Origin of the sequence: Halobacteriovorax sp. RT-2-6 (assembly GCF_047085025.1) — a bacterium.
In the GTDB taxonomy this organism is placed as follows: domain Bacteria; phylum Bdellovibrionota; class Bacteriovoracia; order Bacteriovoracales; family Bacteriovoracaceae; genus Halobacteriovorax_A.
In genome coordinates this window covers 539,365-560,139 of record NZ_JBKIYH010000002.1, presented here as the reverse complement: position 1 = coordinate 560,139, position 20,775 = coordinate 539,365, and the positions used below count along the sequence as shown (strand labels likewise).

17 protein-coding genes are annotated in these 20,775 nt (G+C 35.0%); 14 read left to right on the top strand and 3 right to left on the bottom strand.

Features of this window, described 5'->3' with window-relative positions; translation table 11 throughout:
• The first annotated feature begins 4 nt into the window (after positions 1-4).
• On the top strand, positions 5-3,067 hold the full coding sequence (locus ACMAYS_RS11140) for an efflux RND transporter permease subunit (protein ID WP_392992959.1): 3,063 nt from the start codon (positions 5-7) through the stop codon (positions 3,065-3,067).
• A gap of 47 nt (positions 3,068-3,114) precedes the next feature.
• Here ACMAYS_RS11140 and ACMAYS_RS11135 read toward each other — a convergent pair whose 3' ends face one another.
• On the bottom strand, positions 3,115-4,491 hold the full coding sequence (locus tag ACMAYS_RS11135) for an HD domain-containing protein (protein ID WP_412463301.1): 1,377 nt from the start codon (positions 4,489-4,491) through the stop codon (positions 3,115-3,117).
• Between the two features lie 56 nt (positions 4,492-4,547).
• Between ACMAYS_RS11135 and ACMAYS_RS11130 the strand changes: the two genes are divergently transcribed.
• The 3 genes from ACMAYS_RS11130 (at position 4,548) to ACMAYS_RS11120 (ending at position 10,381) form a co-directional block, all read left to right on the top strand.
• Positions 4,548-5,906, top strand: coding sequence for a hypothetical protein (locus tag ACMAYS_RS11130; RefSeq protein WP_392992954.1), 1,359 nt, complete (start codon positions 4,548-4,550; stop codon positions 5,904-5,906).
• Between the two features lie 275 nt (positions 5,907-6,181).
• Positions 6,182-7,789, top strand: coding sequence for a hypothetical protein (locus ACMAYS_RS11125; RefSeq protein ID WP_412463300.1), 1,608 nt, complete (start codon positions 6,182-6,184; stop codon positions 7,787-7,789).
• A gap of 87 nt (positions 7,790-7,876) precedes the next feature.
• Positions 7,877-10,381, top strand: coding sequence for a cation-translocating P-type ATPase (locus ACMAYS_RS11120; RefSeq protein WP_412463299.1), 2,505 nt, complete (start codon positions 7,877-7,879; stop codon positions 10,379-10,381).
• On the opposite strand, the gene ACMAYS_RS11115 is transcribed toward ACMAYS_RS11120, so the two are convergent.
• Both ACMAYS_RS11115 and thpR read right to left on the bottom strand, forming a co-directional pair.
• On the bottom strand, positions 10,352-10,855 hold the full coding sequence (locus tag ACMAYS_RS11115) for a YgjP-like metallopeptidase domain-containing protein (RefSeq protein ID WP_392992947.1): 504 nt from the start codon (positions 10,853-10,855) through the stop codon (positions 10,352-10,354). The two genes, ACMAYS_RS11120 and ACMAYS_RS11115, sit on opposite strands and share 30 nt — an antisense overlap.
• A gap of 15 nt (positions 10,856-10,870) precedes the next feature.
• Positions 10,871-11,395 (bottom strand): RNA 2',3'-cyclic phosphodiesterase, encoded by a 525-nt coding sequence (thpR, locus tag ACMAYS_RS11110; RefSeq protein ID WP_412463298.1) that lies wholly within the window; start codon positions 11,393-11,395, stop codon positions 10,871-10,873.
• Between the two features lie 274 nt (positions 11,396-11,669).
• Here thpR and ACMAYS_RS11105 point away from each other — a divergent pair, with 274 nt between their 5' ends.
• From ACMAYS_RS11105 to mnhG, 10 genes are all read left to right on the top strand, one after another.
• On the top strand, positions 11,670-14,477 hold the full coding sequence (locus ACMAYS_RS11105; RefSeq protein WP_412463297.1) for a G8 domain-containing protein: 2,808 nt from the start codon (positions 11,670-11,672) through the stop codon (positions 14,475-14,477).
• Entirely contained in the window at positions 14,477-15,058 is a 582-nt protein-coding gene (locus ACMAYS_RS11100; RefSeq protein WP_412463296.1) for a hypothetical protein, read from the top strand. The genes ACMAYS_RS11105 and ACMAYS_RS11100 overlap by 1 nt, the downstream gene beginning before the upstream one ends.
• A 148-nt stretch (positions 15,059-15,206) precedes the next feature.
• Positions 15,207-15,425 (top strand): hypothetical protein, encoded by a 219-nt coding sequence (locus ACMAYS_RS11095; RefSeq protein ID WP_392992936.1) that lies wholly within the window; start codon positions 15,207-15,209, stop codon positions 15,423-15,425.
• A gap of 106 nt (positions 15,426-15,531) precedes the next feature.
• Entirely contained in the window at positions 15,532-17,661 is a 2,130-nt protein-coding gene (gene mbhE, locus ACMAYS_RS11090) for a hydrogen gas-evolving membrane-bound hydrogenase subunit E (protein ID WP_412463295.1), read from the top strand.
• The gene (locus tag ACMAYS_RS11085; protein WP_412463294.1) at positions 17,654-18,079 is read left to right on the top strand and encodes an MnhB domain-containing protein; all 426 of its coding nucleotides are present in this window, start codon (positions 17,654-17,656) and stop codon (positions 18,077-18,079) included. The genes mbhE and ACMAYS_RS11085 overlap by 8 nt, the downstream gene beginning before the upstream one ends.
• Positions 18,080-18,391, top strand: coding sequence for an NADH-quinone oxidoreductase subunit K (locus tag ACMAYS_RS11080; RefSeq protein WP_392992927.1), 312 nt, complete (start codon positions 18,080-18,082; stop codon positions 18,389-18,391).
• A 239-nt stretch (positions 18,392-18,630) separates the two neighbouring features.
• Positions 18,631-19,866 (top strand): complex I subunit 5 family protein, encoded by a 1,236-nt coding sequence (locus ACMAYS_RS11075; RefSeq protein WP_412463471.1) that lies wholly within the window; start codon positions 18,631-18,633, stop codon positions 19,864-19,866.
• A gap of 12 nt (positions 19,867-19,878) precedes the next feature.
• Entirely contained in the window at positions 19,879-20,226 is a 348-nt protein-coding gene (locus ACMAYS_RS11070) for a Na+/H+ antiporter subunit E (RefSeq protein ID WP_412463293.1), read from the top strand.
• Entirely contained in the window at positions 20,223-20,489 is a 267-nt protein-coding gene (locus tag ACMAYS_RS11065; RefSeq protein WP_103218325.1) for a monovalent cation/H+ antiporter complex subunit F, read from the top strand. Before ACMAYS_RS11070 ends, ACMAYS_RS11065 begins: the two co-directional genes overlap by 4 nt.
• Complete coding sequence (gene mnhG / locus ACMAYS_RS11060) at positions 20,489-20,773, top strand: monovalent cation/H(+) antiporter subunit G (RefSeq protein WP_103218324.1); 285 nt, start codon at positions 20,489-20,491, stop codon at positions 20,771-20,773. The genes ACMAYS_RS11065 and mnhG overlap by 1 nt, the downstream gene beginning before the upstream one ends.
• Positions 20,774-20,775 lie beyond the last annotated feature (2 nt).

Sequence of the window (20,775 nt, the reverse complement as noted above, 5' to 3'; positions counted from 1 at the left end):
ATATATGAGTTTATCATCATTATCGATAAGAAATCCTGTATTTGCATGGATGTTAATGTTCTCTCTCATTCTCTTTGGAATCTTAGGATTTAGAGAATTAGGAATTAATGAAAACCCAGATGTTGATTACCCATCAATTTCAATCGCCTACCAATATGAAGGGGCAACTCCAGAAGTTGTGGAAAAAGACGTATTAGAGCCGGCCGAATCTATTCTTGTTTCAATGCAAGGGATTAAAGATATGACATCTACTGCTGGACGAGGGCAAGGACGAATTGATTTAGAGTTTACACTTGATAAGGATATTGATTTCGCACTTCAGGAAGTTCAAACTCTTCTAGGACGTGCTCAAAGACAGCTTCCTGACGATGTCGAAACTCCAACAGTGACAAAGTCCAACGCAGCTGATGATCCAATTCTCTATTTAGCTCTTGTTTCAGATACTTTGTCTGAAAGAGAACTTAATATTTTGTTTAAAGATGGTGTTATTGATCAGCTGACTACAATCGAGGGGGTCTCTGAAGTTCGTGCTTTTGGTGCGAGAGAGCCTATGATGAGAATTGATGTTATCGCTGATAAGCTAGAAGCGTATCAATTAACTCTCTCTGATATTGTTCTTACACTCCAACGAGAAAGTGTTGAGCTACCTGCTGGTAAGTTTGAGACGGTTTCAAATGAGAAGAGTTTAAGAGTCTTAGGTGAAGGACGAACAGTTGAAGACTTCAAGAATATGATTATTAATCGACGTGGTGGCCAAGCTAATTACGTACCGATAAGACTTTCTGAAGTTGCAAATATTTACGCTGGTGTTGAAAATCGTACGCGTATCTCACGTGTTAATCAAAAACCATCGCTATCGATGCCAATTTACAAGCAAAGAGGTGTTAACGCAGTTGATGTTGCGGATAGAGTTAAGGCGAGAGTTGAAGAGATTTCTAAGAACTTGCCTGAGGGGACAAATCTTTCTGTAAACTTCGATAGAACATCTTTTATTAGGTTATCAATTGATGAACTTCTTCAAAACCTTGTGCTATCAGTAATCTTAACTTCTTTAGTATGTTGGCTATTTTTGAACTCAATGTCGGCAACCATAAATATTCTTCTGGCCATTCCTACTGCCATTATTGGAACGTTTTCTTTTATGTACTTAATGGGATTCTCATTAAATACATTCTCTCTTCTTGGACTAACCTTAGCAATCGGTATTGTCGTTGATGATGCTATTGTTATGTTGGAAAATATTGTTCGCTACGCCAAGAAGGGACATGATAAGGTACAGGCAGCTTTTAAAGGAAGTCGTGAGATTGCATTTGCTGTTCTTGCCACGACCGCTGTTCTTGTTGCTATCTTTGCACCTATTACACTAATGCCTGGAATCGAAGGAAGGTTCTTTAAAGAGTTTGCTTTAACAATCTGTATTGCTGTATCTCTATCTTCTCTAGAGGCCCTGACTCTAGCACCAATGAGATGTTCACAATTCTTAAATGTTGCTTCAAAAGGAATCTTTGTTCACGTTTGGGTTGATAGGGCCGTAGAGTTTGGAAATAAAGTTTACATGGGAATTCTTAAGTTCGCACTAGGTCATAGAATTAAAGTTCTTCTTGTATCGACTGCACTGATTCTTGTTGCTTTCTTATCTCTTAATCATATCGATAAGGAATTTGCACCTGAGTCTGATCGTAGCTTCATGTTTGTAATTTTCATCGCTCCAGATGGAAAGAGCTTAGATTACACAAATGAGAAAGTTAAAGAGTACGAAGAAATCGTTTCTAAAAATGAAAATATTCAAAGAATGATTGTTGCAGTTGGTGGTGGACGAGGTGCTACTTCTGGAAACCGTGGTTTTGGTGTTTTAATTCTTAAAGACCGCGATCAGAGAAAGCTCACTCAATTTGAAGTTGCAGCTCAGTTGAGAAAAGAATTATCTGTTATAAAAGGTCTAAAGATTATCATTAGAGATCGTATGGGATCTGCCATTGGTGGCCGAAGAGGAAGTCCAATTGAGTTTACAATTACGGGGCCAGATGCCGCAATTCAAGCACAATTATATGAACAACTTGAAAAGGGGATGAAAGAATCTGATCTAATGGTTGGAATTCGCTCCGATGACATCGGACAGCTTCCTGAAGTTCACATTATTCCTGATCGAATTAAAGCACAACAACGTGGTGTTGAAGTTAATACTATTGCAACTGCTCTTAATGTCGGAGTTGCTGGTTCGGCCGCAACAAAGTATACGGAGCGTGGTAGACGTTACGATGTATTTGTTCAATTAGCAGAGGAAGATCGTACACGCGAAAATATCTCGTCACTACTACTTCAAAATAATCGCGGAGAATTTGTAACTCTAAATGATGTTGTAAAGATCGAAGATGCATTTGGACCACAGTCTATTTATCGTGAAAATAGGGCCAGAGGGATTCGAGTTGATGCCAATTTAAAAACTGGTGTTGCTCAAAGTAGGGCAATTGATTATATCAAAGAACTTGGTGAGAAAGTATTGCCAAAGGGTTATTACTTAAAGTTTTCGAAGGATCTAAATGAATCACTCTTTAGTGTTTTAATGATCATGGTTTTAGGACTTGTTATTGCCTATATGGTTCTGGCCAGTCAGTTTAATTCTTTTTCAGATCCACTAACTGTCTTTCTGGCGATACCTTTTGGATTAGCTGGCTCATTCATCGCACTATGGTTGTCTGGAAGTACTCTAAATATCTACTCGATGATTGGTATCTTACTCACAATGGGGATTGTTAAGAAAACTTCTATTCTTATTGTTGAATTTTCAAATCAACTAAGAGATGAAGGCAAAGAGTTAAAGAATGCCATCTTAGAGGCTTGTGAAACACGCTTTAGACCTATCATTATGACTACTTTCACAACTCTTGCATCTGCTGTTCCAGCGGCAGTCATTGTGGGAGCGGGCTCTGAAACAAGAAGGCCTATGGCCCTAGTTATTATTGGTGGGGTTTTTCTTTCAACTATTTTTACTCTAGTTGTTGTTCCTTGCTTTTATTCACTAATAGCAAGACCTCGAAGAAAAATTTTAGAAGAAGTTGAATCATAAATATAAATACTGGAGGATCTTTTCATGGATCCTCTGGTATATTTTATTTATTTTAGGTCTTTTAAGATAGCAATAAGCTTACGATAACTTTTATTAGTATATTGTTGGTTTAGAAAAGTAATTAATTGTTCATTTGAAAAGTTTTGTCCCTTATCCTTTGTTTCAAAGAAGAAGTTCACAAATGACTCTGAGATCATCATAACTTTTGAAAGAGGGGAGATATCATCACCTGGATCCATAGCAAAGCCTTCTCCATTTCTTGTACCGTGGTGTTGCAGGATAATTTGATCAACACCGTTAGGAAGTTTTTTAAGCTTTGAGACTTGCTCTGCTGCTAGCTTGGCATGCCTTAAAATATAATTTAAGTTCTGTTCACTAACATCAAGTTTATATGCAAGATCTTCAACTTCAAATGCATCAGGATGTTCTTTGTAGACTGGTGCTAGGTAAATATCATGAAAGAAGAAAGCGCAGGCCATCTTCTCTTCTTGAGCAGAGTTACCCCACGAAACTTGTTTTAAGATAAACTGACTTACATATGTTGCAAGAATAGAGTGGGTATAAAGATATGATGATTTATTTGCAAGAAGATATGCTAATAATTTTTCAAGTTCACTCGATTCTTCAATAACTTCCTTGATGATTTTTATACAAGTTTGGCTTACTTTTGATACCTCTTCGAGGTTTGCTTCATCGCTTAAGAGTACAGAAGCAAGAGATTCTAATGAGACTTCAACGGCCTTAAGCTTTTCTTCTGGCGTAGCTGTTGTTTTTAAGTGCATGATTAATTGCATCGTTAAAAAGTTGATACACTGAAGTCTTTTTTCTGACCTCACATAGACTTGATCATCTTCTGCACTTATGTCTTTTTCATTAATCTTATCATCCTTTGAATATACTAATTCAAATTCATCTTCATCTTTTTGTTCTTTTCGAAGATAAATATCACAGAAGGCCTGATCAGTTAATTTAAGTAGATCTAGTGGAAGTGGGTAAAAATCTCCAACATCTAATGCAACCATATCTTTTGCCGTAACATTCATTAGCTTTGCTGATGATCTAACGATTGATTTAATATCGTATCGATTAGGAATGTAAATAACAGATGGTGGGATTGCGACTGTTGAATTTTGTTCAGTTAAATTATTAAACATAATAATATTAGACTTCAATTTCACAGAAGAAATGAGGTTTAATATTTCATCAGAAATATTTGGGAAATCTTCAAGAAAGTTTGCACAAACAATTAGATTTACGTAATCTCTACGACCTAAGTAGTTTTGAATTTCACTTTTTGTTTTTGCAACGATTACTTTTAAACCGACGTATGCACTTAAGTTCGCAGCATAAACGGAACTTAAGATATTTTCATCAGAAATAATCAAAACTCTAGATCGCATATAATTCCCATCGTAATAATTCATATGTATTATATACTATTATTTAATTTAATTAAGCTAAAGTTGTTAGGAGATCAGAAATGATAAGAGCATTATATATTACTGATGAAGATATCAATAAAGACAATTATCTAAGAAGTAACCTTCCTAAAGAAATCGAGATAGTAAAGGTGAACTCTAAAGATGAGGCTATCGATCAAGTATTGAGTAAAGGTCCATTTCATATTGCTTTAATTGATGTTGAAAATAAGGATATAGAAGCGCTTGATCTAATGACTGCATATAGTGAACTTGTCGATAGTATTGATTTTGTATTCTTTGGAAACTCATCGCTATATGCTGGAAATGTAGAATCCCAACTCGATGAAGAGATGATGGCCGTGGCCCATCACCTTGAATATCCTTTTAATGAAGACGCACTAGAAAATGTGTTTATGGATATCATATTAAAATATAAAAGAATTGAAGAAAGTGCGGCCTTGATTGAAATCGATGAATCTGAATTTGCTCCATTAAAGCTTCGAAGTTTATATTTATTTAAATCAATACCAGCGGATGCATATATTAAATTTTCTTCAAATAAATTTATGAAAGTGATTAAGAAAAATACTCTTATCACTGAAGCTTTAATTCAAAGTTTTGTTAAAAGAAAAGTTAAGTTTGTATATCTCTATAAAAGTGATCAGCTACAAGTTCTAGAAGATGCTATTACAGAGATGTATATTACGCTTGATAAGTATAAGGATACAAAAGTATTGCTTGAGAACCTAATTCGATCAGTTGGTATTATCCATTCGTACTTAAGATGGATTGGTACTGGGGATGCTGTTTTATCTCTAGTTGATAAGGTGATTGAAAAATGTGAGTACGTAATTGAAAAGGAGCCGGATTTATTGGCCCTGCTTGGAAAGTTTCCATTTAGCGCGGGAGACGTTGCTGAAAAGAGCATTCTTACATCTCTATTTGGATGTAGTATCCTAGAATCCATCAATTATAAGGCAAGTGGGACAAGATCTAAAATTATACTCAGTGCACTCTTGTGTGATTCAACATTAGAAAATGATGACTTGTGTAAGATAAATTCAGTTAAAGATCCAAATCTAAGAATGTTTTCTGAAGATGAACAGGAAGAGTTTAAGATTCACCCTGTGAGAGAAGGTGAGTTAGCAAGTTTATTTACTAAATACCCAGAGGTTGATTTTATTCTTCATCAGCATCATGAACAGCCTGATGGAAGTGGTTTTCCTGTTGGTCTTCGTGGAAAGAAAATAACTTTAATTTCTGCAATTTTTATTCTTTGTAATGATCTTGCTTCTTATATAATTCAAAGAGGGCTAAAGAGATCTGTTCTTAGAAAGGCCGCAGAGGTATTAGAAGAGAAGTATTCGTACGTTCCCTTTAAAGAACCTTTCAAAATGTTAACGAAGAAATTCTCTTGATAATAAAAGCCTTGATTATGCACAAGTGAGTATCATTTAACTAATGATAGTGTAAGCTTTAGTGCTAACTTTCAAGGCTAATTCTCCCTAATTCTAGTAATCTATAATTGTAAGCTTTTCAGAAACTCAAGTTGATGATTTTGTTCAACTTTTATCGTTTAATACCGAATATATTTCTATGACCACTCGTTAAGGAGCATTGAATCTATAAGTATATTCTTATCATATTTCTACTTACTTTCTCTAGTAGATCATTTGCTGAGACCGGCAGTTGTTTGGCCAATTCTGAAGTGGTCAAAGATAAAATAAGTTACTTAAGAACAAGTGTTATTTGCGCAAACTCTTCATCGTTAAATGATTGTCTTGAACTTGTGCAGTTAAGAGATATTGAGCATTCTCATTTAATTGATGCCGCTATTAAAGAGGATTCAGCTCTTGTTTGCTCTCTACCTGTTACTGGCTATCCTGTTGTTACATCTACTTTTCTTGCTCTTCAAAAATCTTCGATGCAAGTCATCTCAGAAAAACTTGCTCCTAGAAAGTATGTAAATGATGCACTTGATTTTTATCAACATATGCAAGCTCATAAGAAGCGTGTTGTCGAGATGGGAATGAGACTACTTAAGGAATTTCCTGACGAATTTAAAGGCTTGGATGAAAATATTTTAAAGAGTGTTTTGTCCGTACATGATAATGCCAAAGTAAGAACCACTAGTCGCTATAACGGACGTCCTTTTTATGAAGTGCTCTATAATGAAGGATATGGAAAAAAACTAGATCGTAAAATTGTTGATGCTTTAAATAATCAGGATGAAAAATTTGTTAAAGAAGTCTTTGATCAGTTTAATCTTAATGATTCGACACGTGAAAAAATACTACGTATTGAAAAAATCGCAGACTTTGTTGATAGAGGTATGAGTCCTGTTGCAACTGAGGAATTTGGAAGGAAGACAACTCTGGCAAGTCAAAGTGACTTTTTTCTTAAAGATAAGATGGATAGAAATTTAGCGAAGTATCTGGAAGATAATTATCAAGATATCAATAAGGACCTTCATTATAAGAAATTGAGTGTTCTCGAAAAGGCAAAACTTAAGTCTAGGTTAGATGTTAAGCTAAAGTATGGTGAGCTTGTCAATGAAAAGAAAGCTGGGGTGTTTGCAATTAGTAGGGCCGCACTAGCTTCACAAATTAAGAGTCATGCGAAATCTTTAGGAAGTCGAATTGCTGGACTTTTATCTAACACGAAATTTATTAAAGGAGTTACAGGTGTTGATTTAATGTTAACTTCGATAAAGACTGGATGTCAGGAAATCGGTTATCACGACTGGGTACAGGATCCTAATTGTGGGCCATTAATTGGCTTAGGCCCTAATGTAATCAAATTTTTAGATGAGCCTTGGCAGAGACAAGAAATGGCCTTGCAGCATGGCCAGCATATGTGCAGTGTTGTTGATGGCATATATAATGATCTTCAATCGAATCGTGTTAATAGGAAATCATGCCTTAGGGATGGAAAGGTAAAACTTAATGGCCTCGATAAAAGAAATATTCTCGTAACTAGTGAAGATAATAAGATTGATAAAGTCCAGTTTTATGAAAGAAAATACGGACGTATGGGAGTTACGATACCCGTTCTTAGTAATTTAGAATTTGATCCAAATGGGGAAATTGAGAAGGCCTGTTTTAGTGTTCAAAATGGTACAAAGAATCTATGTAAGAATAAATATGAGATAAAGTCTAATAGTTTAAATAATGTTTACAGAAATGCTATTAGCAAAGCTCAGGAATATTTGAAAAAGAACTCTTTTGATATTGCGCGTTCTATTTCTTGTTGTCTTAGAGAAACTCAGGACCCTTCGTTAAAAGCCTTCTGTGCAAATTGAACAGATAAACTTTAGTCCTCTTAAGTATTTTTACGCATGCTACTCTTGCTAGAATATGATCAACTTTAATGATTGGTGAACGTCAGTATGCAAAAGAAAGTCTCATTTAGTAGTTTAGTCGGTCTTACTGGAACACCTAATGGATTAGATGAAAAAGAAGTTAGCAAGCAACGTTTAAAGTTTGGATCAAATGAAATTGTCGAACGCATAGGAAATCCATGGATTGATATCATTATTGATACGCTCAAGGACCCTATGGTATGGTTTCTCGTTGGGATATCTGCTGTATTTTATCTTGTTGGTGATTATACTGAGTCTCTCATTCTAATGCTTGCAACACTACCGTTAATCTTTATGGATGCCTTTTTACATTTGCGTACACAAGTCTCAACGGCAGCTCTACGGAGTCAATTATCCTCTAAGGTTATATTAATTCGTAATGGTAAAAAAGTAGAAGTTGATTCGTATGAAATTGTACCTGGCGATCTTGTGGTTCTCTCCTCTGAAGGAGCCTACTTGCCTGCAGATGGTTTTTGGGAGGAGACAGATTCACTTCAAGTAGATGAATCTGTACTAACAGGGGAAGCCTTCCCGATAAAGAAAAATCCCATACATTTTGATCCATTTAAAAATACAGCTGATACTTTAGTTGAAACAAATATATTAGGCTTTGCTGGAACACGAGTTTTAGCTGGAAAGGGAAATCTTAGAATACTATCGACTGGTAGGAATACTTCATATGGAGAGATCGTTCAGTCTGTCGCTCAGATCGCTCACGAAAGAACTCCTTTACAGTCTGCGATCTTAGAGCTCACACGATTTCTAATATATGCTGCTGTCATGCTCTGTTTTGTCATTGCAGCGGTTAGGCTCTACCAAGGTCATGGTTGGCTTGATGCTCTCTTAAGTGCAGCAGTATTGGCGGTTGCTGCTATTCCTGAAGAGTTTCCAGTAGTCTTCTCCTTTTTCTTAGGAGTCGGTGTCTATCGTTTAGCGAAACACAATGCACTTGTTCGAAGAGCGGTATCGGTCGAAAATATTGGTCGAGTTACTCAGATTTGTACGGATAAAACAGGCACGATAACGGTTGGTAATTTAGAGTTGACCCACTTTGTGAATGCATCTGATACTTCAGAGTCTCATCTTCTTACAATGGCACTTGCGGCATCTAATAGGCAGGGGGCCGATCCTGTTGATATTGCAATTATTAATGAAGCGAAGAATAGAAATACGACAATACTTAATCGTTTGTCGGTAATACCTTTTACAGAGGATAGAAAGAGAGAGACGGCATTTATTGAATATGAAAATACCTTAAGGTGTGTCATCAAGGGGGCACCTGAAATTATTTTATCTAAATCATCTCTTAATGACGAAGAAAAGAAGATGTGGGGAAAAGAAATTGAGACATTGGCCAAAGGTGGTCACAAGGTCTTGGCCGTTGCAGCTCTTGTGGTTAATGACGAGCTTGTGGAGTCTTGTTTAGAGCCTGAAGAAGGATTTCACTTTTATGGGCTTTTGGCATTTGAAGATCCAGCCCGTCCCGAAGTAAAAGAAGCCTTAAAGTATTGCATGAAAAATGAAATTAAAGTTTTAATGATTACGGGAGATCATCCCGATACCGCCCGCGCAATAGCGAAAGATATTGGCCTAATACAAGAATCAGCTGTCATTATTTCTGCCGAGAGTGAGCCTCATAAACTTGAAGAAGAGTGGTTACAAGATAATCCAGGGTTCTTTAAAGGTGTTGATGTTGTTGCAAGATGTAATCCTGTACAGAAATTTAAGATTGTTGAGAGTCTAAAGAAGGCCGGGGAGCTCGTTGTCGTCACTGGTGATGGAGTAAATGATGTTCCAGCACTTAAGGCCGCTGATATTGGTGTTGCAATGGGGCTTCGTGGGACGAGAAGTGCCAGAGAGGTATCTTCAATCATTTTGAGTGACGATAATTTTAGCACAATTGTAAATGCAATTCGTGAGGGCAAGCAATTATTTGAAAATCTCAGAATGAGTTTTAAATACTTACTACTTATTCATATACCATTTGTTCTATCAGCTGCCTTAATACCGCTACTTGGCTATAAACTTCTTTATTTGCCAATTCATGTAGTATGGCTTGAATTAGTTATTCATCCTACTGCTCTTTTTGCTTTTCAACAAAATATTAATTTAGATACGCAAAAGGATCTTTCACATCGAAGATCATTTTTTAATAAAAAAGAGTTAATGACTATTTTAACATTGGGATTGAGTTTGACTGCAATACTCATTATCTCTTATATTAGTGCGGTCTCTGAGAGTCAAGATGTCGCTCACGGGCGTGCTAAAGCGATGGCACTGCTTTCTCTTTGGAGTGCTGGCATAGTTATAGCATTAACAAAGTGTCGAACAACTGCCGCTAATTTGATCATACTGTGCACAATCTTATTATCTCTTGTTCTCACACAATATAACTTAATGGCAAATGCGTTGCACTTATCTCCACTTCATCTCATGGATTGGATTAGGGTGATTTTCATCGCTTTTGTATTTGTCTTGATTTTATTTCTTTTGGATAGTCCTTTAAAAAAGAACTTCTCCCTGATCAAGTAGCACAAGATAGAGTCTTAAATCGAACTCAACTTGGTGATAGTTTGGTTGCATATATTCACAAAGTTTATAGAATGCTTTGTTATGATCTTTTTCTTTAAAATGGGCAAGTTCGTGTACCACAAGCATTTCGAGCATCTCTTTTGGTGCGTCTTTAAGAACTCGTGAGATTCTCATTTCATGCTTCTTTTTTAACTTTCCTCCGTGGTTTCGACTAATGTAGGTATGTGTACCAAGTGCATCATTTACAAGATCTTTCTGTTTTTCGTAAATAACCTTACTAAGCTGAGGAACATTACGCATATACTTATCTTTAAGCTCATTTGCATATTTATAAAGTAATTTATCAGAATTTATTTCATGCTTGTTTGGATATTTTTTTTGCAGGTAAGATTTGAGATTTCCACTAGCAATGAGGTCTTCAATTTGTTGTTTGATATGTTCTGGATAGTATTTAAAGTACTTTTCAATAGGCATATATACTCCAATTCCTCAAAAAGTTGCTAGAGGAATGTATTCAACACCATTTTTGGTTGAATGACTATGAAATAAAGTAAACTCATTAACTAGAATGTTGAAGTCATGTATTTGTACCGTCTTAAGGAAGCTTCTTATCTCTTCTTCACCAATACCTTTATCCATTCTGCCTATGGTGAGATGAGGAGTGTACTTCATATTATCTAATTTTAAATCTAATGTTTGTAGCTTTTGTTCAATCTGAGTTTGTAGCTTTTCGAGCTGTGGATTATGTTCGACTCCAATCCATAACGGTGTTCCTCTACGGTGCGGATGAAAATACCCTAAAGATTGAAACGTAAGGGGAAAAGGTGAAAACTTAATCGTTACCATTAATTTGTTAATTTGAGCTAATAATGCATCAGAGACTTCACCAATATATTTTAAAGTTAGATGTAAGTTGGCAGCAGGGTAGCGATTGAAATATTGATGTGCAAAGCTTATTTGATCTATATGCTCTTTGATATCTTTAGGTAAATCAATTGCCACAAAAACTCTCATCTCACAACATTCCTAATTTAGTATTAGTTTAAAAAAAGCCTCACAATTTGAATGGTTAAATATACTGAAATATTACCTATTAAAACATGAACCTACTTTTGTTTGCACATTTTTGTGCATATTACTTTCTTGATTATTTGCTCTATTGCAATATCTAAACTGCTGAAATTACTGTCTTTAATTAAATGTTCTTTAGAAAAGTTAAAATCACTTTTGTTCCACGATTAAAATACCAAAGGATCTATTCTAACTGGTTTTATTATAAGGGAATTAAATGAGAGATTTATTTAGAACGTTTGTGGTTATTAGTTTTGGAATACTAAGTTTAAATAATGTATATGCTGAGATTAAAGGTCATATTGATGCTGTAAAGCTTGTAAATAATAAATTGGTGGTAAGTGGTTGGGCCTGTGATCAGACAGTAAATCAATCCATTAATGTTCATATTTACGCCGGTGATTCATTAAGCAGCAAGAAAATACTTTCAAACTTTAAAGCAAGTAATCCAAGTGAAGCCGCTGTTTCAAATGTTTGCCAAAATACATTTAATAAACATCGTTTTGCTCACGTATTTTCTGACGATCAATGGAAAGCAAATGCTGGAAAGCTTGTTTTTGGATTCGGTATCTCTCTAACTGGTGGAGCGAATCTTCAGATTGGAAAAAGTGGTTACTTTCGAATTCCAGCCTATGTTACTGATAGAAAGATTAGTGACTTCTATACAACGAGTGGACAAAATTTAACGATACCAAATGGGATTACTGCTACTCTTGATCGTGATATTAACGTCGGTTTATTGCAAGTTGATGGAGAGTTCAGGTGCCCAGATAATACATCAAGCTATCAAATTATAGCCAAAGGTATTTTAGTGAATGGTAAGTTTATATGTGGAACAAGTTCTAAAAGATTTCAAGGAAATTTAAGAATAGAGCTTGCTGATGGACTAGAGTTAAATAGTGGAAACCACTCAATGGGAAAGAGGGCCTTTGCTGTTCATGGTCAAGGACAATTACACCTGCATGGAGCTTATAAGAATAGTGGAGTCATCAAGTTAGCAAGTCACGCTAATCCTGGTGATACATCAATTACACTTTCAACAAATGTTAACTGGAAGAAAAATGATGAGATTATTATTTCTTCGACTTCATTTGATATGAATGAAGCTGAAAGAGTAAAAATTGTTTCAGTAAATAATAATGTCGTCGTACTTAATCGAGCTCTCTATCACAAACACTGGGGAGTTAATCGTACTCTTAGTCATAGTGGGAAAAGTTGGACGCTTGATAATAGAGCAACTGTTGCAAACCTAACTCGTAATATTTTGATTACTTCATATGGTGGCGGACATGAGTCATCATATCTTGGTGGTCATGTTATGGTGATGGGAAATGCTAAGGCATATGTTGATTCTGTCCAATTTTCAAAATTAGGAAGAATGGGGGAGATGGCAAGATATCCATTCCATTGGCATATGGTTGGAAATGCAAGTGGACAATACATTAAAAACTCGTCTGTAACAGATAGTTATCAAAGATGTATCACAGTTCATGCAACTAACTACGTAAGCGTTATTGGCAATGTTTGTTATAATCACTTCGGACATGGTTACTTTTTAGAAGATGGTAATGAAGTAAAGAATACGCTTAGTCATAATATCGGTCTGGTTTCAAAGAAAGTTCCAGAATCTCGTGCTTTATTAATTTCAGATGTAAGAGGTGTTTCAGCAAGATTTCCTAGTCCATCAACATTTTGGATTTCTAACCCAGATAATACTGTAGCATACAACGTAGCGGCCGGATCTGAAGGTACTGGATTCTGGATGGCTTTTGAAAAAAATAGAATTTGTTCTCCTGACGGACTATGTTCGACTCCGATAACGAATAATACTCTAAGATATGACAATAATACGGCCCACTCAAGTAAGGTTGGTCACACATGGGATGGGGCACCTGATGGGGCCTTAAGAAATAATCCAAATAATCCCGAAGATAGAGAGCTTGTAAGTGCTCATTATGGGCCTTCTACTTATCCTGTGTTTAAAAACCTGGTTGCTTTCAAGAATACAGAGAGTGGAATCTATTTTAGAGGAAGGGCCGCTCAATTTGATAATGCTGTACTAGCAGATAATCGTTGGGCAATCTTTACTGCTTACTCTCAGCGTTTTACTAATTCGGCAATTGTTGGGCAATCAGCAAATAACTCTAATAAAGATAAAGGGATTCTCGCAAGTGCTCTACCTGGTAATTCTTTTGTTTCCGGAATCGTTGTCTATGATGGGCCTTTTGAATTAGATAATGTAACTTTCTTTGATTACCCAAATACACAACAAAGTTACAATGGTAAAAATATTACTCCAATTCCAATCACTAATATTGGAGGAGCGAATCGATTTGAAAATAAGGTACGCGGTTTGAAATTTGCCACAACACCTTGGAAAAGATTTTACTATGAAACGAATAATCAAAATTGGATTGATTCGCCTTATTCAATGTCGGTTAGAGACCTTGATGGTTCCCTGACTGGCGTTAGTGGTTCAGTCGTTGTTCCTTATAATAGTTTCAATAATAATGGCTGTAGTGCAAGAACGAATTGGAATGCTTACGTTTGTAACTATAATCTTGGTCTTTTTACTTTCCGTTCTGTTAAGGGGAGAAACGGCGTAGAAGATAATAATAAGATCTACTTTACTTTAAAAAGAGGAGCACAAGCTAAGGTTCTAACTTCAATTGCTTCTAGTAATTGGAGTAATAAATTTAATACTATTGTAGGGACAAATGATATTTATCAAGTTGATTTTGAATCGGTTCCCTCTCTAGATAAACAATTTAAAATTAACTACCAAGCTGAAAGTAATCAGGCCACAAGTGCTGTTGTACAAATCGTTGGTGGAAATAATTGTGATCTCATTGGAGCAACAAAGTTACAAAGCTTATCTGCTCTAAGAGGCCATAATGGAAATGGGTATTATGTCTCTGCTAATTCTATGTATCTTAGAATGAAAGCTACAATTGTACACCCATGGCATGCTAAAGCTCCACTTAGTAACTCGTTTTATAGAACTATGGATATAACTTGTAGGTAATGATGAAAAAAGTTGTCATCTTTTTTATAATCACATTTTCAGGAGTTATGCTTATCGACACGGATGTTGAAACGGCAAATGTATCAGTTGTTGAAAGAGCTAATGAAGAGGCATTTTTAAATGAAATAATTTTGAGTGATGATCATAATTCTTTCGAAGAAGTAGAAATTGTAAATATTGAAGATAGGATCGAAAAGATCGAGATAAAAATTTATGAGTCAGATGATCTTTCAAGTGCAATTGCTAATGATCTTAGTAAAACTATTTTAAGTCTAAAAGAAAGTTCTGGAGTCGAGGTTGATACTTTGGATAAGCTTTCAAATGCAGAGAGGGCATATATTATTTTGAAGAATATAGAGCCTGAAGATTTCTACCAATTGTCGTATCAAGACAAGGATATTTTAATGGAAGAGTTTGGTGGACGAGCAGTTCTTAGTGAATATTATTATAAGAATGAAGTTCTCGGTGAAAATTATGATTTACCAAATCCAAATCAAATAAGGCAATTACGTAGTCTCGCACAATCACAGATCATTGATGAAGGGGATTCAACAATGATGGTGTATGAAGGTAATAATTGATCATTTTTTAGCTCCTCAAAATCACACATTAGTAAAAAAAGTTAAGATTTAGCTTTGAATAAATTAATACAATCTATTGTCAATATATATATTATTGATGTCTAAAAATCCGGTATAGTTATAGGAAGTGTTAACGAAGGAGCATTGCATGAATGTCAATGAAATCATTTTCCTAATTTCATGCCTCGCATTGATTGGAGTGTATATTACGATTGAGAAGTTTATCAAAATAAAATCTTCAAAAAGAGAATATTATACTAATGCAAGTAAATTGAGTGATTCAAAGAATCGTAGCGCAAAGGTTACAACTGATCACTTGGTTGCCATGAAAAAGAAAAGTCAATTATCGGCTAAGAAAAGTGCTTAGAAAAAGAAAGATTCATTTTTTGAGGTCATACTAGATTTTGTATGACCTCATATTTCAAACACACACTCACTGAAAATTAAACTCGTAATTTATACGAAGGATTGTTTTGAAGATACTAGTGGAAGGTATATTTTCGTTTTCAAGTGTGAATAATCTATTTGGTGCTCTTGTCGCCATCATAGGTATAGGTGTCTTTATTTATAGTCTCATCTATATGAAGAGCTTTAGTTCTAAAGATAAGCTAATCTACTATCTTTCTCTAATTCTTTTTTCAATATCGATGTTTGGGATAATATACTCTTCAAATCTCTTATTTCTCTATCTGTTTTGGGAGATGACTAGTGTTACATCCTTTTTTCTTATCGGCCTAAAAAATGAAGATTCGCAAGTTAGAGAAAAAGCAAAATGGGCACTCTATACAACCGTTGGAGGAGGGCTTTTTCTTCTTTTTGGAATATTGCTTATTTCTCAAATAGGTGCTGATTTTGGCCTGTCATTTTATGACTCATTTAATTTAACTAAGTTGATGGAATTGAAGAACTTTGAAAATCATATTTATTTCAGAGTCTCTTTAATCGCACTCTTTATAGGTATTTGTTCTAAATCAGCTCTTTTTCCATTCTCTTTTTGGCTTCCTTTGGCCATGGCGGGGCCCACTCCAGTGAGCAGCTTTCTTCATTCTGCAACAATGGTAAAGGCGGGCCTGATCTTAGGATTAAAGGTATTTCCATTATACGCACAAGACTCACTTTGGCAGATGCTCTTTATTAGTGTTGGTGCCATTACAGTTCTTCTTGGTGGTTTTCAGTGCTTACTTCAAAGTAATTTTAAGACAATGCTAGCATATTCTACTATTTGTATTCTTGGTATGTTGGCCATCCTTTTAGGAATTGCTAACGAATATTCAATTATAAGTTTCGTCTTATTAGTTATTGCTCACGCGTTTTATAAAGCAAGTCTCTTTCAATATGTTGGCTATTTTGCAAAGGCCTTAAAAACGATGGAACGAAAAGAGCTCTTAAATGGTGATCGAGTTGGAATATTAGCTTTCATTATTGCACTTCTTAGTACCATGAGTATGATTGGATTTCCCTTAAGTATTGGCTTTTATGCAAAGGAGTATATCTATTTAACAAGTATCAAGACATACTTACTTTGGATTCTCATTCCTACTTTTTTTATCGGTAATCTATTTATGGGAATTCAAGCGGTGAATCTTCTTCGGGTATCGTGGCCTACAAGAAAGAGTTATGTGATAAATTATAAGGGACTCCTTATATCTCCCTTCATTTATTCAGTCTTGGCCCTAGTTATTGCACTAGTACCTAATTTAACTGGTGTCGGCCTTATTGCTGAAAAAACATTAGGAGAAATTGGTTTAAGAGAGCAAAGTGTTCATATTAAGTTATGGCACGGTATTCAATATCCATATAATCTTGTTCTTCTTCTGAGTGTTTTGACTATTCTAGGTAGTGTTGGAGGAAGTTTCTTTCTCGATAAATACTTTATTAAGCTTGATGAATTTTCAAAGAAGTATTCAGAGTTTAGTCTGTGGCCTCACTTAGAAAAAATACTTTATTTGATTTTGGACTATTTTAAAAAAATGAATTTGTTGATGCAAAATGGAAGTTTTGCACACTATATACGCATAACATTAAGCTTTTTAACCTTACTTACTATTCTTTCTCAATTTGGTATAACAAATTTTGTCCTTCCAAAAATAGAATTTACTCTTTCAAAATTCTTAAGTTTGTCAGGAATTCTAACTGGATTAGTATTTGCATATATAAGTAAGTCAAATCTTAAGGCTATTCTATACTTTGTACTTTCTGGTTTCTTCCTAGTGCTCTTCTTTGGTTATCATAGTGCTGCAGATGTTAGCATGACTCAACTTATGGTTGAGACACTTTCTTTATTCTTTGTTTTCTTCCTTATAAAGGCCGTTCCAATAGATGGACGTGATCTAAGAATCAATATTAAGCCTATAAACTTTATCATTGCTTTTCTTTATGGCCTCTCAATTATGATTTTTTCTCTAACAAAGAAATTGGATTTTGATATGAGTGCTAGTCGCTATTTTTTTGAAAACTCAAAACTTTTGGCAAAAGGAGAAAATGTTGTCAATGTGATTCTCGTGGACTATCGGGCAATGGATACTTTTGGTGAAGTTCTTGTTGTTGCTATCGCTATTGTTGGTGTATTAGCTATTTTTTCTAAAAGAGGTGAGCGTGAATGAAGCACTAATTCGAGGTAGCTTTAAGCTTGTTTGTCCACTTCTGGTCATTTTATCTGTCTTGTTACTTTTAAGAGGACATGATTTGTCAGGTGGAGGATTCATAGGAGGCTTACTTTTATCTTTGGCCATGATTCTGCACTTTATATCCCACCATGACTCAAGACTAAGAAAATGGATTTACGATAATTACACTTATATTATAGGATTGAGCATTTTAGCTCTTGTTTTTATCTTCTCATTTCCTGTTTTTTTAGGAAAGGCACCACTTAGTTCAATGTGGTCAAGTATTCCTTTCCCCATAGCTGGAAAAATTAGTTCTGTTCTTGTTTTTGATACTCTCGTTTATATTATTGTTTCTTTGAGTACAACGATGGCCTATGTGAAGTTTATTAGCTTTTCAAAGGAAAATGGTAACTAGATGACGTTCTTAGTTGGTTGTATATTTTTAATTATCGGTTTTCTTTTTTTATTAAAGAATACTTGGGTCAATAGTATCTTTGCGATTATTACTTTAGGTAATGGTGCTAATCTAATTATCTTCTCAATTGGAAAAGTCGTCTCCCATGGTTATCCATTTGCTAAAGTCGGAGCGAAGTTTGAGGCCAGTATTGCTGACCCATTAACTCAAGCACTCATCTTAACTGCGATTGTTATTTCTTTTGCAACACTTTGCTTTGTCATCTCAGTTATAAAGAAAATCAATGATTCAAGAGAAAAGGGGAAGGCGTAGTGATACATCAGAACTTTTTTATCGTCTTTCTTATACTACCTCTTGTTTCAGCTGCCTTTTCTCTCTTGTTTAAGGAGTCAGACAAGTTGATCTTATTCTTTTCAAATTTATTTGCACTTCTATATTTTATAATTTCTGGATTATTCCTTTTTTCATTTAAACAAACATCAACATTTATAGTAGGAAGCTGGGAAAGTGGAGTTGGAATATCTTTAAGTTATGATATTTTTTCAGGAGTTATGATTTTCGTTGTCGGCGCAATATACTTCACTGGTGTGCTTTACGCTTATCCTGGTGTTACTGTTGAGAAAAAAAGCATTTATCATTTCTTGTACAATACACTCTTTCTGGGATTGACTGGAGCCTTTCTTACTCGCGATCTTTTTAATTTATTTGTGTGGTTTGAAATTACGCTAATGAGTAGTTATGTACTTGTTGTCCTTGATTCATCTCGTAAAAGACTTAAAAGCGGTCTTAAGTATATACTCCTAAATTTCATTAGTGGACTTATCTTCTTGATTTCAATTGCACTCATTTATAAGTTTACAAATACATTAGACTTTAAGGTTTTAAGCGAAAGATTGGCACAATTATACGCTAGTGACCCAGGCCTTGTTCGCTCTCTTGCGATCTGTCTCTTTGGTGCTTTCGCAATTAAGTCAGCATTTTTTCCATTATTTTTCTGGCTACCAGAAAGTTATCCAAAACTTTCAGCTGGACTTAGCGGAGTCTTGGCGGGACTTCTGACAAAACTTGGCCTCTATGCAATGATTAGAGTCTTCGGTCAGGTTTTTCCTTCTGATCTTCAACTGTTTTGGACAATTCTAATTTTAGCGATTCTTACTCTTCTTGTCGGTGTATGGTTTGCAGTTGTTCAAAACAAATTAAGAGAGATCTTAAGTTATCATATTATTAGTCAGGTTGGTTTTATTGGAGTAGGTGTAAGTTTTTGTCTTCACCCTGATTTGGCAATAAAGAAGCTTGGTTTCTCTTGTTCTCTTTTTTATATCTTTCATCACATTTTAGTTAAAACAAATCTATTCTTCGTTTCTGGCCTGATCAGAAACTTTGCATATACAGAGAAGATCTCTAGGTTAGGTGGACTACTAAAAACATCTCCTGTTATTGCTATTCTCTTTATGATTCCTGCTGCTAGCCTGATTGGAATACCACCATTTTCTGGATTTTGGGCGAAACTTGGTCTCTTTAAAATAGCAACTGAGAGCCGTCTTATTTGGATCATTATTCCCATGATTATAGGAAGCTTCTTTACTTTATATAGTATGGTGAAAATTTGGAGTGGAGTGTTTTGGGGTGAGTATCATGAGTTTATTGTGTCTTTTCCAAAGGTCTCTATTATTCGATCATATATCTCCTGTATCTTGCTTTGTATTTTTACTTTAATTATTAGTTTTAACCCACTACTAATTTATGAGCTTGCCCTGGAAGTCGGTAAGATCGGACTAATTTATTAACGAGGTTCTCCTATGAGATTATGGTATTTCTTAGAATTTATTATTCTCTATTTATGGGATCTTACTCTAGGTGCTTTTAGAGTAGCTCAAGATGTAGTGACACCTCAGAACTTATCAACTCCAGGAATTATAAAATTTCCACTAGAAGTACAGAGTGATTTTGAAATTGCTTTGTTATCAAATCTCATTACTTTCTCTCCTGGGACCATGGTTATTGATTTAGATGCAGATAAAAAACATCTCTTTATTCACATGATGTTTTTAGAAAATGAAGAGGAGGCCATTAAGGAATTCAAAGAAGTTATTGAGAGTCGTGTTTTAAGAATTCTAAGGGGAGCTTCAAATGGAGGAGTTAAATGAGTGTTCTGCTAATGATCTCTATTGGCCTTGTTGTCTTGACCTTCTTTCTTCTCATTCTAGAAGCAAAAAGAGAAAAGGAAGTCCTTGTTAAGGTCCTTGCTTTTGACTTAATTGGAATCTCTGGTGTTAGCCTTTTTCTAATTCTTTATACATTATACGGAGATCTCTTTTTTTATAATATTGCCTTGTTATTTGCTGTCGTTGGCTTTGTAACAGCATTTGTATTTGCAGTTTATTTATCTGATATGAGTAAGGAGAATTAATGATAAATCTTATCGGTGAAGTGTTAATCTTTTTAGGATCTATCTTTGTTTTCCTTGCTGTCGTGGGATTTATGAAAATGCCGGACTTTTATATGAAGCTTCAGGCCGCAAGTAAGGCCAGTGCATTTGGAGCAGGTTTAATCTTGTTAGGAACAGCAATGATATTTGCTAATCTTAATATCGTAATAACTAACTTCTTTCTTTTTATATTCTTATTGATTACGACACCGATTGCAACACATGCAATGGCCTATGCTTATACTAAGAAAAATGAAACTTCATAATT

Coding starts and splice junctions, on each gene's coding strand:
- ACMAYS_RS11115 (WP_392992947.1), bottom strand. CDS start 10,855: ATGCCTATTGAAAAGTACTTTAAATACTATCCAGAACATATCAAACAA.
- ACMAYS_RS11095 (WP_392992936.1), top strand. CDS start 15,207: ATGAATGTCAATGAAATCATTTTCCTAATTTCATGCCTCGCATTGATT.
- ACMAYS_RS11080 (WP_392992927.1), top strand. CDS start 18,080: ATGACGTTCTTAGTTGGTTGTATATTTTTAATTATCGGTTTTCTTTTT.
- mnhG (WP_103218324.1), top strand. CDS start 20,489: ATGATAAATCTTATCGGTGAAGTGTTAATCTTTTTAGGATCTATCTTT.
- ACMAYS_RS11120 (WP_412463299.1), top strand. CDS start 7,877: ATGCAAAAGAAAGTCTCATTTAGTAGTTTAGTCGGTCTTACTGGAACA.
- thpR (WP_412463298.1), bottom strand. CDS start 11,395: ATGAGAGTTTTTGTGGCAATTGATTTACCTAAAGATATCAAAGAGCAT.
- ACMAYS_RS11075 (WP_412463471.1), top strand. CDS start 18,631: ATGATTTTCGTTGTCGGCGCAATATACTTCACTGGTGTGCTTTACGCT.
- ACMAYS_RS11070 (WP_412463293.1), top strand. CDS start 19,879: ATGAGATTATGGTATTTCTTAGAATTTATTATTCTCTATTTATGGGAT.
- ACMAYS_RS11100 (WP_412463296.1), top strand. CDS start 14,477: ATGATGAAAAAAGTTGTCATCTTTTTTATAATCACATTTTCAGGAGTT.
- ACMAYS_RS11140 (WP_392992959.1), top strand. CDS start 5: ATGAGTTTATCATCATTATCGATAAGAAATCCTGTATTTGCATGGATG.
- ACMAYS_RS11135 (WP_412463301.1), bottom strand. CDS start 4,491: ATGAATTATTACGATGGGAATTATATGCGATCTAGAGTTTTGATTATT.
- ACMAYS_RS11065 (WP_103218325.1), top strand. CDS start 20,223: ATGAGTGTTCTGCTAATGATCTCTATTGGCCTTGTTGTCTTGACCTTC.
- ACMAYS_RS11130 (WP_392992954.1), top strand. CDS start 4,548: ATGATAAGAGCATTATATATTACTGATGAAGATATCAATAAAGACAAT.
- ACMAYS_RS11105 (WP_412463297.1), top strand. CDS start 11,670: ATGAGAGATTTATTTAGAACGTTTGTGGTTATTAGTTTTGGAATACTA.